Origin of the sequence: Solidesulfovibrio sp. C21 (assembly GCF_047785625.1) — a bacterium.
In the GTDB taxonomy this organism is placed as follows: Bacteria; Desulfobacterota; Desulfovibrionia; order Desulfovibrionales; family Desulfovibrionaceae; genus Solidesulfovibrio.
The window spans coordinates 42,048-56,462 of record NZ_JBLODY010000022.1; the positions used below are offsets into that span (position 1 = coordinate 42,048).

The following is a 14,415-nucleotide window of genomic DNA, read 5'->3' on the forward strand; positions in this document are numbered from 1 at the left end:
CTTTGTGGGATGCTTATGACGACATGTTTGGCCAATGTCCTTGAGGACATTCCAGATCAGCATCAAAAAAAATATCCTGGCAAGCTCCCGTTGCTGGATTTTTTTGCGGGGAGCGGTTTAGTCAGTTATGCTTTGTCAAGATACTTTGATCTCGTATGGTCCAATGACGTTTGCCCCAAAAAAGCAGACGTCTTCAGGACAAATTATCCAGATAAACCTTTTAAACTAGCATCTATTGCAGGTATTTCCGGTGATGATGTCCCTGCCGCGGCTCTATCTTGGGCCAGCTTTCCTTGCCAGGATCTTTCCCTCGCGGGGCCAGCCAAAGGGATTCGGGCCAGTAGGAGTGGGCTTGTTTGGGAATGGCTTCGCGTGATGGACACAATGAAGCAAAAGCCTCCTCTTGTGGTTGCTGAAAATGTTATTGGACTTCTATCTACACATGAAGGGCGACATTATGCTGAACTGCATAATGCTTTGATGTCTCGGGGGTATCGCGTGGGGGCGATTGTGTTGGATGCGATTCATTTCGTACCTCAATCGCGTCCCCGAGTTTTTGTGATCGGGGTTGATGTGCATGCGCCTCGACTGAGGGAATTCGAGTCGAATGGTCCCAATTGGTTACATCCCTTGGCTGTAATTCGAGCAGCAGCAGGAGTGGAGTCCTTTGTTTGGTGGAATATGCCACAACCACGAAACCGTGCGCAAAACTTGTCCGATATTGTTGACTTAACGATTCCATGTCACGATGCGGCAAGAAGTAAAAAAAATCTTGCCCTGATTCCGCTGAATCATCTTTTGCGTCTTAATGAATGTGGTTTGAATGTTGTTCCTGGGTACAAAAGAATTCGCCAGGGCCGCCAGGTGCTTGAACTGCGTTTTGACGATGTGGCGGGGTGTTTGCGTACCCCGGGAGGAGGTAGCAGCAAGCAATTCTTGGTTATACGTTGTGGGAGCCAATGGCGGACTCGGTTGTTAACACCTCGGGAAGCCGCAAAACTTATGGGAGCGCCTCGCGGTTTTATTTTACCTACATCCGCGAATGATGCATATAGAGCAATGGGAGATGCAGTGGCGGTGCCGGTCGCGCGATATCTTGCGAAGAGCCTGCTCTCAAAAATTGCGGCGGTATCTTATGGACATCCTTGAAGAAAAACTAAGGCAATTTCAGAAGCTACATCGTCTCTATGGAAAGGGGCAACTCGCTCTCGCATTATATGTTACACGGATTGCCATACATAAAGGGCTTCCACTTGATTCTGAGACCTTGGTGACACGAGGAACTGGCCAAGTCGCTGGTTTGAGTAAGTCAGCGGTTCAATCTATCTTAGCTGATTATGGGATTACTCGTGTCCTTGCTGAGGAGTGTGGCCGCACAAGCCGTGGCAGTTTGGGCCATATGAGAAACTACGTGGCATGGCTCAATTCAATCAATGCCGGCGGATTGATCGAATTGGCCCACATAGAATCCTGGTGGATTTCAAGAGTAAAAGAATACTTCCAGGGTAAGCCGTTTGTTTTACGGTATGATGCCGCAAAATCACTTCGGTCAATTGTGACAGATGTGCTTGAGCAGGCTATAAAACGGCAAAAAGAAAATCCTGGGGCGACGTTTGCGGGGACAGTTTTGCAACACCTTGTTGGTGCAAAACTTGATATTATTTTGCAGGGTGAAAAAGAAATACGACATTATGGAGCGAGTGTTGCGGACGCAGCAAATTCTAGGCCTGGTGATTTTGTTGTTGACGATGTTGCAATTCATGTAACGACATCGCCTACAGAGGCATTGATCAGGAAATGTAAATCAAATTTAGATCAAGGTTTATCCCCAATTATCATAACAATATCTGAAAGTAGAGCTGGAATGGAGTCGCTTGCTAGGAATGTCAGCCTTCAATCCAGGATAGATATTATTGAAGCGGAGCAATTTATCGCTACAAATCTTCATGAATGGACGCGATTCGATTCAAAGCGAAGGCGTTTTGAAATTTCTAAGCTTTTTGATCGTTATAATGCAATAATTGAAGAAGTTGAGACAGACCCGAGTCTAATGGTCATGATTCCTTAGTTTTGTTTGATGAATGCCACCCTTTCTTCTCTTCATTAGTTTCGTTCCAGTAATGCCATGCTCCGTGCCTCTTGACGGCCGGATGAAAGGCGGTTAAGTAGTCCAACTTTGCCCTTTACCGAGGTGCGCCAGGACCATGTTCGACAGCCTTACCGACAGACTCGACGACGTCTTCCGCAAGATCAGGGGACACGCCCGCCTGACCGAGGAGAACGTCCAGACCGCCTTGCGCGAGGTGCGTCTGGCCCTGCTTGAGGCCGACGTCAACTTCAAGGTCGTCAAGGACTTCATCGAGCGCGTGCGCGAGCGGGCCATGGGCCAGGACGTGCTCAAGAGCCTGACCCCGGGCCAGCAGGTCGTCAAGATCGTCCACGACGAAATGGTCGAACTGCTCGGCGGCCAGGCCCAGGAACTCGACCTCAAGGCCTCCCCGGCCGTCATCATGGTCGTGGGCCTGCAAGGCTCGGGCAAAACCACCACCTGCGCCAAGCTGGCCCTGAAGCTGCGGCGCGAACTGAAGCGCAAGCCCTATCTGGTGCCGGCCGACGTCTACCGCCCGGCGGCCATCGAGCAGCTCCACAAGTTGGCGTCCCAGCTCGATATCGACGCTTTTCCGTCCACCACGGACCAGAGCCCGGTGGATATCTGCGTGGCCGCCCTGGAAGAGGCCAAGCGCAGCGGCCATGACGTGGTGTTGCTCGACACCGCCGGCCGCCTGCATATCGACGAAGCCCTCATGGAGGAGCTTTCGGCCATCAAGGCCAGGACCAACCCCGGCGAAATCCTGTTCGTGGCCGACGCCATGACCGGCCAGGACGCGGTCACCGTTGCCGCCTCCTTCAACGAGCGCCTGGGCGTCACCGGCGTGGTGCTCACCAAGATGGACGGCGACGCCCGGGGCGGCGCGGCCCTGTCCGTGCGCCAGGTCACGGGCAAGGCCATCAAGCTCGTGGGCACGGGCGAGAAGGTCGCCGACCTGGAAGTCTTCCATCCCGACCGGGTCGCCTCGCGCATCCTCGGCATGGGCGACATCCTGACGCTCATCGAGAAGGCCCAGACCGACGTGGACGCCGAGGAAGCGGCGGCCATGGAGAAGAAACTGCGCAAGGCGCAGTTCACCCTGGAGGATTTCCGCACCCAGATGCGCCGGGTCAAAAAACTCGGCTCCATCGAGGGCCTGCTCAAGCTCATTCCCGGCATGTCCCAGATCCGCAAGCAGCTCGGCGAAGTCCAGATGCCGGAAAAAGAGATGTCCCGGGTCGAGGCCATCATCAATTCCATGACCAAGGCCGAGCGGGCCACCCCCAAGCTCATAAACGTCAGCCGCAAGGAACGCATCGCCAGGGGTTCGGGTACCACGGTCCTGGAAGTCAGCCAGCTTCTTAAAAATTTCAGCCAGATGCAAAAGATGATGCAGCGCATGATGGGCGGCAAGGGCATGCCGAGCATGCCCAAGATGCCCCCTGGCATGAAGATGCCCGGCGGCATGCCGGGAGGGATGCCGGGTATGCCCCCGGGAATGCCTGGTGGCATGCCGGGCGGCATGCCGGGAGTCCCCGGCGGCGGCGATCCCGAAGCCATTCGCGCCGCCCGGGCCGCGGCCAAGGCCGCCGTCAAGAAGAAGAAGGAACAACGGAAAAAACGGAAAAAACGCTAGCCGGACGGCGGGCGGTTATTCCACAACAGCTATCATCCCCAAGGACAGGAGAATACGTTATGGCCATGAAACTGCGTCTGACCCGCATGGGTTCCAAGAAGCGCCCGTTTTACCGCATTGTCGCCATGGACTCCAAGACCCGCCGCGACGGCCGCGCTCTGGAGTATCTGGGCTACTACAACCCCATGGTTGACCCGGCGGAAATAAAAGTGGATAGTGAAAAAGTGCGGTCCTGGCTTGAGCGTGGAGCCAAGCCCTCGGATACCGTGCGCGCCCTGCTGCAAAAGGCTGACGTCTAGGCTCCTCCGGCACACGACGCTTTGAAGAAGAGGTCCGGGCCGGAAATCCCAGACGTCGCCGCTTCACCCCCGGGTACGGCCCGGGGGGAATACGGAAACGGAGGCGGGAGTCCTTCGCTTGCTCTTACGGTTACCTCAGGAGGTGCGTATGTTGAAGGACTTGATTGAGTATGTGGCCAAATCCCTGGTGGACAACCCGGATCAGGTGCAGGTGTCGGAGATAGAGGGCGAACAGACCTCGGTCATCGAACTCAAGGTGGCCAAGGAAGACCTCGGCAAGGTTATCGGCAAACAGGGCCGGACCGCCCGTGCCATGCGCACTATCCTCGGCGCGGCCTCGACCAAGGCTCGCAAACGCTCCGTGCTGGAGATCCTCGAGTAGGAAGCCCCGGCACCTATCGAAACGACCGCCATGGGCCCGGAAAAATACATTATCGTGGGTGACGTGGCGCGCCCACACGGCATCCGAGGGGAGTTGTGCATCGACAGCCATGCCGACTCCCCTTCCTATTTCGGCCGGGGAGCCGTGGTGCGCCTGTGCCCGGCCGGGGCCCCGGGACGCGGCCGCGACTATACCGTGCGCGTCGCCCGCGTCCATAAGGAACGGGTGCTCGTCAGCTTCGAGGGCGTCCCCGACCGCAACGCCGCCGAGGCCCTGCGGGGCTTGGCCGTTTGCGTGCCGGCCTCGCGCCTTGCCCCGCCCGAACCCGACGAGGTCTTTCTCCACCAACTCCTCGGCCTGCGCGTACGTCTGGCCCAATCCGCCCCCACCAGTCCCGACTTCGGCGTCATCGAAGACGTCCGCGACTCCGGCGGGGCCGAACTCTGGGTCATCCGCGACGCCGCCGGCCATGAAATCCTTTTTCCCGCCGCCGATGCGCTGGTGCCCGAAATCGACATTGCCGCCGGTTTCGTGGTCATCGACCCGCCGCCCGGCTTGCTGGAACTCTACCAGACCGACTAACACCGCGTTCGTTTGTCCGAGTATCGCCGGAGCGGCGATGCGGTTTCTCACGGCAAAGCCGACATAGTATCGGTTTTGTTTGGGGGAGGCTGCCGTGTTGTCGTTGCACTGTTGCTTTTGTTTTGCTGTTGCTGTGGTCGCCGTTGTTGGTTGGGCCGGTTGGGGGCTGTGCGGCAGCCGTTGTTGGTCGGGCCGGCTGGAGGCAGTGCGGCCGCGCGCGGCGCATATTTGAAGAATACGCCTTCGCGTCCGTCCTGCCCCCAACCGGCCCTGGCCACGCGTCCCATCCCCGTGAGTGATTCATACCGTCCGTACGGGTCTGCACAGCCGTTGGAAAGCAGGGGGTGTACGCATCTGGCATGGCCCTCCGGCGCAACCCCAACCCCCTTTGAAAGTTTTTGATGGGGGGTCCGGGGGGAAACTTTTTTCAAAAAGTTTCCCCCCGGCCGCCGGAGGCATCCCCTCCCTCATATATCGCCTCCGGCCGCGAAGCCCGAGGCCCAGGCCCAGTGCAGGTTGAAGCCGCCGAGGCGGCCGGTGACGTCGAGTAGTTCGCCGATGACGTAGAGGCCGGGCACGTCGCCGGCGGCCAGGGTCTTGGAGGAGATGCGGTTCACGGCGACGCCGCCGAGGGTCACTTCGGCCTTGGCATAGCCTTCGGCCCGGGCGGGAGTGAAGGGGAAGGCGGAAAGCGCCGTAGCGAGTCTGCGGCGGGCCTTGGGCGAAAGCCCGGCCGCGGGGCCGGTGGCGCCAAGGTGATGGCACAGGGCGGTGGCCAGGCGTTTGGGCAGGCAGCCGGCTAAAGCGTTTTTGATCTCCTGACGGCCGGCATCGGCCAGGATCGCCTCGGGGTCGCGGCCGGGCAGCCAATCGATGGTGAGCGTGTCGCCCTCGCGCCAGAAAAGCGAGGCGTCGAGCACGGCCGGGCCGGAGACGCCCTTGTGGGTGAAAAGCAGCTCTCCGGTCACGTCGCACGGACCGGCAAGGTGCACGGGCAGGGACACGCCGGCCAGTTCGCGGCAAAGCGGGGTCATGTCCGCTCCGGCCAGAAGCGGGGTGAGTCCCGGGCGCAGTTCGGTGACCGACAGGCCGAAGCCCCGGGCCAGGGCGTAGCCGCAATCCGTGGCACCGAGTCCCGGCCAGGACCGTCCGCCCAGGGCCAGCACCAGGGAGGCGGCGCGAATGGGGCCGGCGTCGGTGTCGATAATGAAGACGTCGCCGTCCTTGTGGGCCTCGCGCACCTTCGTGCCGAGCTGGATGCGGGCACCCGCCCGAAGGGCCTCGGCCGAAAGAAACCGGGTCAGGGAGGGCGCGCCGTCGCGGCAGAAGACCTTGCCGCCGGGCTCCTCCACCGTGGCCACGCCGCCGGCATGAATCCAGTCCAGGAAGTCGGTGGGGGAAAAGCGGGCCAGGGCCGATTTGACGAAATGCGGGTTGGCGCAGCGATAGTCCGCGGCCCGGATGTCGGTGTTGGTGCAGTTGGCCCGGCCGCCGCCGGCGGCCAGTACCTTGCGGGCGGCCTTGGGGCCGTGGTCGATGACAAGGGTGTCGCGCCCCCTGCCGGCACAGGCGATGGTGCAGCAAAGGCCGGAGGCCCCGGCTCCCAGAATGACGACGTCGGTGTGCATATTCGCAATGCAACCGGGGGAAAACTTTTCTGAAGAAAAGTTTTCCCCCGGACCCCCTTTCAAAAGACTTTTAATAATAATGCAGTGTTAACTTTATGATGCTGGCCACGTTATAAGTTTTAGGAAGGGGAGAGCGCGAGAGGGGAGAACCCTTTTTTAAAAGGGTTTCCCCTCTCGCACCCTCTTCTCCATCTACTTCCTGACCACGGCCATCCAGGTTTCGAGAGTATCGAGCAGCTTCGCCTTGGCGATGGGCTTGGTCTGGAAGTCGTCGCAGCCGGCGGCCAGTCCGCGCTGGCGATGTTCCTCGAAGGCGTGGGCGGTCAGGGCGATAACCGGGGTGCGGGAGCGTCCCAGTTCCGTTTCCATGCGGCGCAGGGCCTTTGTCGTTTCGAAGCCGTCCATTTCGGGCATTTCCATGTCCATGAGCACGATATCGCAGGGCGTTTCGCGCAGGGCCTCGATCCCGGCCTGGCCGCTGGGAGCCCAGGTCAGGTCGAAGCGGCTGCCTTCGAGCATGAGCCGGATGACTTCGGCGTTGCCGGGGCTGTCCTCGATGAGCAGGACCGTCCCCCGCCAGCCGGCATGGGAGGAAAGGGCGGGCTGGGCCGTGGGCAGCGTGTCGTCAGGGATCGGCACGGCCATGGGGCGCAGCGGAAGGCGCACGGTGAAGGTCGACCCCCGGTCGACAGCGGTTTCCACCTGGATGCTGCCGCCCATCAGGTCCACGAGCTTCTTGCTGATGGCGAGTCCCAGGCCGACTCCGCCGTAGATCCGACTGGTGGAGGCGTCGGCCTGGGTGAAACGGTCGAAGATGACGGGCAGCTTGTCCTTGGGGATGCCGATGCCGGTGTCGCGTACGTCCAGGCGCAGCCAGGAACCGCCGGCGGGGTCGTTCTCCCGGCCGATGTCCAGGACGATGCTGCCCTGGTGGGTGAATTTGACGGCGTTGCCGAGCAGGTTGACCAGCACCTGCCGGATGCGGTCCGGGCTCAAGGATACGCGAGGCGGCAGCCCCTCGGCGACCACAAGGCGCAAGGCGATGTTTTTCGCGGCGGCGTCGGGGCGCATCATGTCCACGATACGCCCGGCGAGTTCTTTGATGTCGCAGGGCTTTTCCTCGAGGATAAGGCCCCCGGAATCGATCTGGGACAGGTCGAGGATGTCGTTTAAAAGGGCCAGCAGGCCTTCCCCGGCGCTCTCGATGGCCAGGATGGCCTGGGTCTGCTTCGGCGGCAGCTCGGCGGCGGAAAGCGCCTGGGCCATGCCCAGAATGGTGTTCATGGGCGTGCGGATTTCATGGCTCATGGTGGAGAGGAATTCCGATTTGGCCCGGTTGGCGGCCTCGGCGGCCTCCTTGGACCGGCGCAGGGACCGTTCCATGGCCTTGCGCTCGGTGATGTCCACCAGCACGGACAGGACGCAGCTTTCGCCGTACGCCTGGATGGGCACGGCGGAAAAGAGCACCACCACGGTGGAGCCGTTTTGATGGAGCAGTTCGAGCTCCTTGCCGACGATGAGGCCCTTGGCGGTAAGCTCGTCCACCAGCGCCCGGCGGTCCTCGGGGCGTGACCACAGCCCGAGGCCCGGGCTTTCGCGGCCGATCGCGTCCGTCTTTTCATAGCCGAACATGCGAGCCCCGTTTTCATTGATGTCCACGATGCGGCCGCTGCCTTGGGTATTCACGCAAAGCCCGACAGGGGACAGGCGGAAAATCTTGGCCAGTTGGTCCTGACTCTCACGCAGGGCCGTTTCGTCCTTTTTCCGGCGGGTGATGTCGGTATGGGAGCCGGCCATGCGCACGATCCGGCCGCTGCCGTCCTTGAAACTCGCGCCCCGGCCGACGATCCACCGATAGGAGCCGTCCGCGTGGCGCAGCCGGTACTCCACGACGAAGCTGTCCGTCTCGCCGTCGGCGCAGCGCCGGTTTTCCCGCATGACGGCCTCGACATCGTCGGGATGGATGCGCCTGCTCCATTCTTTGACGGACGGAGGCACCGCATTCGGGGACAGCCCGAGTATTTCCAGATAACGGGGGGAGAAATAGACCACGTCCGTGTGCAGGTCCCAGTCCCAGATCCCGTCGTTGGAGGCGCGCACCACCAGGGCGTAGCGGGCTTCGCTGGCGGCCAGGGCGTCTTCGGCCTGCTTGCGCTCCGTGATGTCGTTGCCGACGCAAAGAAATTCGGCGGGATTCCCCTTGGGGTCGCGCAGGGCGATCACGGACCAGGCGATCCAGAGGGAGCGGCCATGATCCCCGATATGCCGCCTGTCCAGAAACCGCGCGCCATCCGGGGTCTCGACCAGGGCGGACAGGACCGCCTCCCACGATTCGGGGGCGTCATCGTCCGGGGCGTTCCCCAGGACGTCGATGCCGCGCCCGAGCATGCGCGTCAGGGGGATGCCGAAGACTCGTTGTCCCCAGGCGTTGCAGAACACCACCCGGCCGAGGAGGTCGAGGCGCACGATGAGGCAGGCCACGTTTTCGACCAGTTCGCGGTAGCGGCGTTCGCTTTGGCCGACCGCCTCGAGCAGTTCCTCGAGCCTGGCCGTCTGGCGGCGGACCGTTCGCCGCAGCAGTGCGTTTATGGACAACAAGACAAGCGCCGCCGCGGCCAGGGTCGCCACGGCCCACAGGGCGTAGCGCAGGCTGGACGAGGGGAAAAGGGGCGTACCGCGCCATCTCTTGTCGATATCCTTGAGGGTTTTGGCCGGAATACTGTCGAAGCCCACTTCGACAAAGCGCAAGAGCGCCGCGTTTCCCTTGCGCACGGCGCGGTGCAACTCGCCGGTATAGAGGGTGAAGGCCAGCCTGAACTCGCCCTCGAGCCCCTGCTTGGAGAGGTGGTACATCGCCGGTGGCGCGTCCATGCAAAAGACCTTGACCTTGCCGTCCTTGGCGGCCTGGACCACGTCTTCATAGGTATCGTAGTACAAAAGCGGTCCGATGCCGTGCTGCAGCAATTTGTCGGCGCTGGCGTCGCCGCGTTTGACCGCCACCGGAAAGCCGCGCAGGGAGGAAATGTCGGTTATGCCGGCCAAGTCCTTATGCACGAAGACCGGTACGTCGATGGACGCGTAGGGCTTGGAGAAGAGATAGTCTTTTTTGCGGGCCTCATTTTCGAAAAGCAGGTCGATGACGTCGGCCTCGCCATGGCGCATGGCGTCCTGGGCCGCTTCCCAGGTCATGGGCACGAGGGTGACCGGCACGCCGGTGTGTTGTTCCCACAGCTTCCAGTAATCGACCAGGATGCCGCGCACTTCGCCCGCAGGGGCAGTGATGACGTAAGGCGGGTAATCCTTGTCCACGACCACGGTGAGTTTTTTCGGGCGTTCCGGTTCGGCCTTGGGCGATTGCGTCAGGGGCGTCGCGGCCCCGGCCGGGGCGAGGGCGGGGAAAAGGGCGGCCGACAGCACGGCTGTGACCAAAAGCAGGAAGAAGGCGCGAACGGCCTGCGACAGGGCCTGGCCGGCGGCAGCGGCCGGCGCGGAGGCATCGGAGGGGCGGCGGGGGGCTGTTGCTTCGGGTATTGGAAATCGCATGGCCGCTCTGTTGTTGAGGTCGCGCCGTCTTGCGGAAGCCCATGTCCGCAACTGCTTTCCTGGTACGCGAAAGCCCTGCGGGCGGCAATGCGGGCTTTTTGGCGCCCGCACCGGGCGGGGGCGTGGAAAAACGGTGCTTCGCGGCGTCGCAAGCCGGCTTCTTTTTTGGCCATTGGGCATGATTTGGTTTGCCAGGGAAAGGGGATAAAGCGAATATAGGGCGCAGAATAAGAAGGGGGATGCGGCATGATCAGCACCACGCTTTTTCCGGGACGATATGTGCAGGGGCGCGGGGCGTTGTCCCGGCTGGGCGTCGAGTTGGCGCGGCTGGGCAAACGCCACTTCTGCCTGTGTTCCCCGCATGCTCTCATGCAACTGCTGCCGCCCCTGCTGCCGGAGCTTGAGCGGGCCGGGGAGGTGCATACCGAGCGCTTCGGCCGGGAATGCACGGATGGGGAGGTCGAACGCCTCGTTGCGGCGGTTGCGGCCTTTGGCGCGCAGACCGTGACGGCCTTTGGCGGGGGCAAGACCCTGGATACGGCCAAGGCCGTGGCCGTGCGCGCGGAGCTCCCCGTGGCCGTGGTGCCGACCATCGCCTCCACGGACGCGCCGTGCAGTTCGGTATGCATCATCTACACCCCGGACGGGGTGTTCGAACGCGTGGACGTCTTGCCGCGAAATCCCGACCTGGTGCTGGTGGACACGGCCGTTGTGGCCAAGGCGCCGCCCCGCTTTCTGGTCGCCGGCATGGGGGACGCGTTGGCCACCTGGTTCGAGGCCGATTCCTGCCGCCTGAGCCGCGGCCCCAACATCGCCGGCGATCCGGGGTCCATGACGGCGAACGCCCTGGCCCGGCTGTGCTACGAAACGATTCGGGACTACGGGCTTTCGGCGCGCACCGCCTGCGAGGCCGGCGTTGTCACGCCCGCCCTGGAGCGGGTGGTGGAAGCCAATACGCTTTTAAGTGGCCTGGGATTCGAAAGCGGCGGCCTTGGCGCGGCCCACTCCATCCACAACGGCCTGACGGTGTTGGCCGGCGTCAAGGGCTGCTATCACGGGGAGAAGGTGGCCTTCGGCGTGCTGGCCTCGCTCTTTTTGCGGGAATGGCCCATGGACCTTGTGGACGAGGTCTACGACCTGTGCGCCCGGCTTGGTCTGCCGACGACCCTGGCCGAGCTGGGACTCGCCGACGCCACCGACGCCGACCTGTTCCGGGTGGCCGAAAAGACCTGCGCGGCCGGCGAATCCATCTTCAACGAGCCCGTGGAGATCCTGCCCGAGGCGGTCTTTGCCGCGCTCAAGGCCGGCGACGCCGAGGGACGGCGCCGGAAAGGGGCGGTATAGCGCTGCCTAGCTCCATTCCTTCATCGGCGGGTTGGACTTGCCGGTCATGGATTCGATGTCGATGCGCACCACGGCCGTTTTGGCCACCACCTCGGGCCGGAAACCTTCTTCCGGGCCGGCAAAGTGGTGCATGAGGACGCGCAGGCCATCGAGTTTTTCCGCTTCGTCCTCGATGATGATGGCCGTGCCGAAGCCGATGATCGACTTGTAGTAGGCGGTATAATCGCAGGGGCGTTCGCCGGTGACGATTTCCACGGCGCTGTCGATCTCGAAGCAGACCTTGGGATTTTGGCGCAGGATGTCCATCTTCTTGCCCTTGAACGAGGAATGGAAATAGATGCACCCCGAAGTATAGCCAATGTTGACGGGCACGACATAGGGCCACGCACCGTCGTAGAGCCCGAGCCGGCACACCTTGGCCCGCATGAGCAGTTCTTCCAGTACGCCCCTGTCCGTGAGTTCCCGCTCTTTCTTGCGCATCGCTTCCTCCCGGCAACGGTTTTTTCCCTGTTCCCGAAGGAATGAGGGAAGGTTTCCTCGTGCATATCCGGTGGAGTCCTCCACCCCCCTTGAAAGTTTTTGAAGAGGGTCCGGGGGAAACTTTTTTCAAAAAGTTTCCCCCGGCCGCCGGAGGCTCTTTCTTCTTTCCCCACTAAACGATTATGGCGTCGCAGACCTTGTGCATGAGCGCCTTGATGTCCTTGAAGGCTTCGCGCCCGGCGTGCATCTGCTTGGGGTGGTGGATGGTGGGGCCGGGAGTGGCCACATCGGCGGCGCAGTACTTGATGAGTTTTTGCATGTTCACCGGCTGGGTCTCCAGGTGGAACTGCAAGCCGACGACGTTTTGTTTATAGACGAAGGCCTGATTGGCGCAGGCGGCCGAGGAGGCGGCGTGGACCGCTCCCGGCGGGATGGAGAAGGCGTCGCCGTGCCAGTGGAAGGCGTAGAAGGATTGGGGGAATCCGGCGAAGACCGGTTCGGCCAGGCCTTCCGGCGTCATTTCCACCTTGAACCAGCCGATTTCCGGCACCGGATTTTTGGTGACCGTGCCGCCGAGCACGACGGAGACGAGCTGGGCTCCCAGACAGATGCCGAGCACCTTCTTGCCGGCGGCGATGGCCGCTTCGATGGCTTTTTTCTCGCCGGCCAGCCAGGGATATTCTTTTTCGTCGTAGACGCTCATGGGCCCGCCCATGACGATGAGCATGTCGTAGTCAGAGGCCGGAGGCGGGGTCTCGTCGGCGTAAAAGCCGGTGGCGGTCAGGGGATGGCCTTTCTCGGCGGCAAAGGATGCGATGGAGCCCACATCCTCGAAGGGGACATGGTAAAAGGCGTGCAGGCGCATGGGTACCTCCCGAAGTGACGATGGAAGTCGGCGCGGCGAAAGCGCCGATGCCGGTTGTCGGTTCCGCCCCGGGTTCTTGTCAAGGCCGGGGGAGCGCAAACGCCGGCCGGGGCCTTCCACGGGGCGCGGGATTGGCATATAGGGGCACCATGCCCGACGCCCCGCGCGGGCGGGGCACCAACAAAAACGCGAGGAACTCCATGACCAACCCCACGTGGCATGCCCAGACGCTGGCCCTGCATGCCGGCCATGCTCCGGATGAGGATACGCTTTCCCGGGCCGTGCCCATCTACCAGACCACAAGCTTTTTGTTCCGCGATGCCGCCCACGCGGCCAACCTGTTCGCGCTCAAGGAAGCCGGCTACATCTACACGCGCCTTGGCAACCCCACCACCGACGTGCTGGAAAAGCGTCTGGCCGCCCTGCACGGCGCTCCGGCCTGCCTGTGCACCGCCTCGGGCATGTCCGCCATCTTCTACGCCGTGGCCGCCATCACCAAGGCCGGGCAGAACATCGTTTCGGGCAGCAACCTCTACGGCGGCACCCACACGCTTTTCGAGCATACGCTGAAGCGCTTCGGCATCGAGGTGCGGTTCGTGGACTCTTCCGACCCGGCCAATTTTGCCCGGGCCATCGATGCCGACACGCGCCTCGTCTACACCGAATCCATCGGCAACCCGCGCTGCAACGTGGACGACCTGCCCGCCATCGCCAAGGTGGCCCACGACGCCGGCATCCCCTTTATCCTGGACAACACCGTGGCCGCGCCGCCCATCCTTAATCCCTTCGAGGTGGGGGCGGACATCGCCGTCTATTCCCTGACGAAAATCATCGGCGGCCACGGCACCTGCATCGGCGGGGCCATTGTCGAAAGCGGCGGCTTCGACTGGGCGGCGGGCGGAAAATTTCCGGAGATCACCGCGCCCGATCCCACCTACCACGGGGCCAATTTCTGGGAGATGCTGTGCGAGCTCGAGGGCACGCCGTGCTCGGCCTTTTGCACCAAGTTGCGCACCGGGCTCATGCGTGACATCGGCGCAACGCCGGCTCCCATGAACAGCTTCCTTATCATCCAGGGCCTGGAGACGCTGCCGCTTCGGGCCCGGGCGCACTGCGCCAACGCCCAGCGCGTGGCGGAATTTCTGGAAGCCCATCCCAAGGTGGCCTGGGTCAATTACGCCGGCCTGCCAAGCCACAAGGACCATGCCCGGGCCAAGAAGTTCTTTCCCCTCGGTCCGGGAGCTGTGTTCGGTTTCGGACTCACGGGCGGCATCGAGGCCGGGCGCACATTCATCGAATCGGTGAAGCTGTGCTCGCACCTGGCCAACATTCTCGACGCCAAGACCCTCGTCATCCATCCGGCCAGCACCACCCATTCCCAGCTCACCCCCGACGAGCTGGCGGCGGCCGGCGTGCCCCCGGACATGGTGCGCATCTCGGTCGGCATCGAAGACGTGCGCGACATCATCGCCGACCTGGACCAGGCCCTGGCCCAGGTCTCGGCGTAGGAGAGGGGGAGGAGGGAACCGGGGGAGGGAACCCTTTTTTGAAAAAAAGGGTTCCCTCC

The 14,415-nt window shown here is 62.2% G+C and carries 12 protein-coding genes; 8 read left to right on the forward strand and 4 right to left on the reverse strand.

Features of this window, described 5'->3' with window-relative positions; translation table 11 throughout:
• The first annotated feature begins 15 nt into the window (after nt 1-15).
• From ACMZ6R_RS08980 to rimM, 6 genes are all read left to right on the forward strand, one after another.
• On the forward strand, nt 16-1,149 hold the full coding sequence (locus ACMZ6R_RS08980; RefSeq protein ID WP_416110590.1) for a DNA cytosine methyltransferase: 1,134 nt from the start codon (nt 16-18) through the stop codon (nt 1,147-1,149).
• On the forward strand, nt 1,136-2,068 hold the full coding sequence (locus ACMZ6R_RS08985) for a DUF4928 family protein (RefSeq protein ID WP_416110591.1): 933 nt from the start codon (nt 1,136-1,138) through the stop codon (nt 2,066-2,068). Before ACMZ6R_RS08980 ends, ACMZ6R_RS08985 begins: the two co-directional genes overlap by 14 nt.
• 136 nt (nt 2,069-2,204) lie before the next feature.
• Complete coding sequence (gene ffh / locus ACMZ6R_RS08990; RefSeq protein ID WP_416110592.1) at nt 2,205-3,725, forward strand: signal recognition particle protein; 1,521 nt, start codon at nt 2,205-2,207, stop codon at nt 3,723-3,725.
• A 59-nt stretch (nt 3,726-3,784) separates the two neighbouring features.
• Nucleotides 3,785-4,024 (forward strand): 30S ribosomal protein S16, encoded by a 240-nt coding sequence (gene rpsP, locus ACMZ6R_RS08995; RefSeq protein WP_005995516.1) that lies wholly within the window; start codon nt 3,785-3,787, stop codon nt 4,022-4,024.
• Nucleotides 4,025-4,172: 148 nt separating this feature from the next.
• Entirely contained in the window at nt 4,173-4,406 is a 234-nt protein-coding gene (locus tag ACMZ6R_RS09000) for a KH domain-containing protein (RefSeq protein ID WP_005995515.1), read from the forward strand.
• 30 nt (nt 4,407-4,436) lie between these two features.
• Nucleotides 4,437-4,988, forward strand: a complete 552-nt coding sequence (gene rimM / locus ACMZ6R_RS09005) for a ribosome maturation factor RimM (protein WP_416110593.1) — start codon at nt 4,437-4,439, stop codon at nt 4,986-4,988.
• Nucleotides 4,989-5,455: 467 nt separating this feature from the next.
• Here the strand turns inward: rimM and ACMZ6R_RS09010 are convergent, their stop codons facing one another.
• Entirely contained in the window at nt 5,456-6,616 is a 1,161-nt protein-coding gene (locus ACMZ6R_RS09010) for an NAD(P)/FAD-dependent oxidoreductase (protein WP_416110594.1), read from the reverse strand.
• A 192-nt stretch (nt 6,617-6,808) separates the two neighbouring features.
• Nucleotides 6,809-10,159, reverse strand: coding sequence for a PAS domain S-box protein (locus ACMZ6R_RS09015; RefSeq protein ID WP_416110595.1), 3,351 nt, complete (start codon nt 10,157-10,159; stop codon nt 6,809-6,811).
• A gap of 246 nt (nt 10,160-10,405) precedes the next feature.
• Between ACMZ6R_RS09015 and ACMZ6R_RS09020 the strand changes: the two genes are divergently transcribed.
• Nucleotides 10,406-11,503 (forward strand): glycerol dehydrogenase, encoded by a 1,098-nt coding sequence (locus ACMZ6R_RS09020; protein ID WP_416110596.1) that lies wholly within the window; start codon nt 10,406-10,408, stop codon nt 11,501-11,503.
• A gap of 6 nt (nt 11,504-11,509) precedes the next feature.
• On the opposite strand, the gene ACMZ6R_RS09025 is transcribed toward ACMZ6R_RS09020, so the two are convergent.
• Nucleotides 11,510-11,983, reverse strand: coding sequence for a pyridoxamine 5'-phosphate oxidase family protein (locus tag ACMZ6R_RS09025; RefSeq protein ID WP_416110597.1), 474 nt, complete (start codon nt 11,981-11,983; stop codon nt 11,510-11,512).
• Nucleotides 11,984-12,155: 172 nt separating this feature from the next.
• Nucleotides 12,156-12,848, reverse strand: coding sequence for a type 1 glutamine amidotransferase (locus tag ACMZ6R_RS09030; RefSeq protein WP_416110598.1), 693 nt, complete (start codon nt 12,846-12,848; stop codon nt 12,156-12,158).
• 200 nt (nt 12,849-13,048) lie between these two features.
• Between ACMZ6R_RS09030 and ACMZ6R_RS09035 the strand changes: the two genes are divergently transcribed.
• Nucleotides 13,049-14,356 carry an O-acetylhomoserine aminocarboxypropyltransferase/cysteine synthase family protein gene (locus ACMZ6R_RS09035; protein ID WP_416110599.1) on the forward strand — a complete coding sequence of 436 codons (1,308 nt, stop codon included), beginning with the start codon at nt 13,049-13,051 and terminating at the stop codon, nt 14,354-14,356.
• Nucleotides 14,357-14,415: the final 59 nt, after the last annotated feature.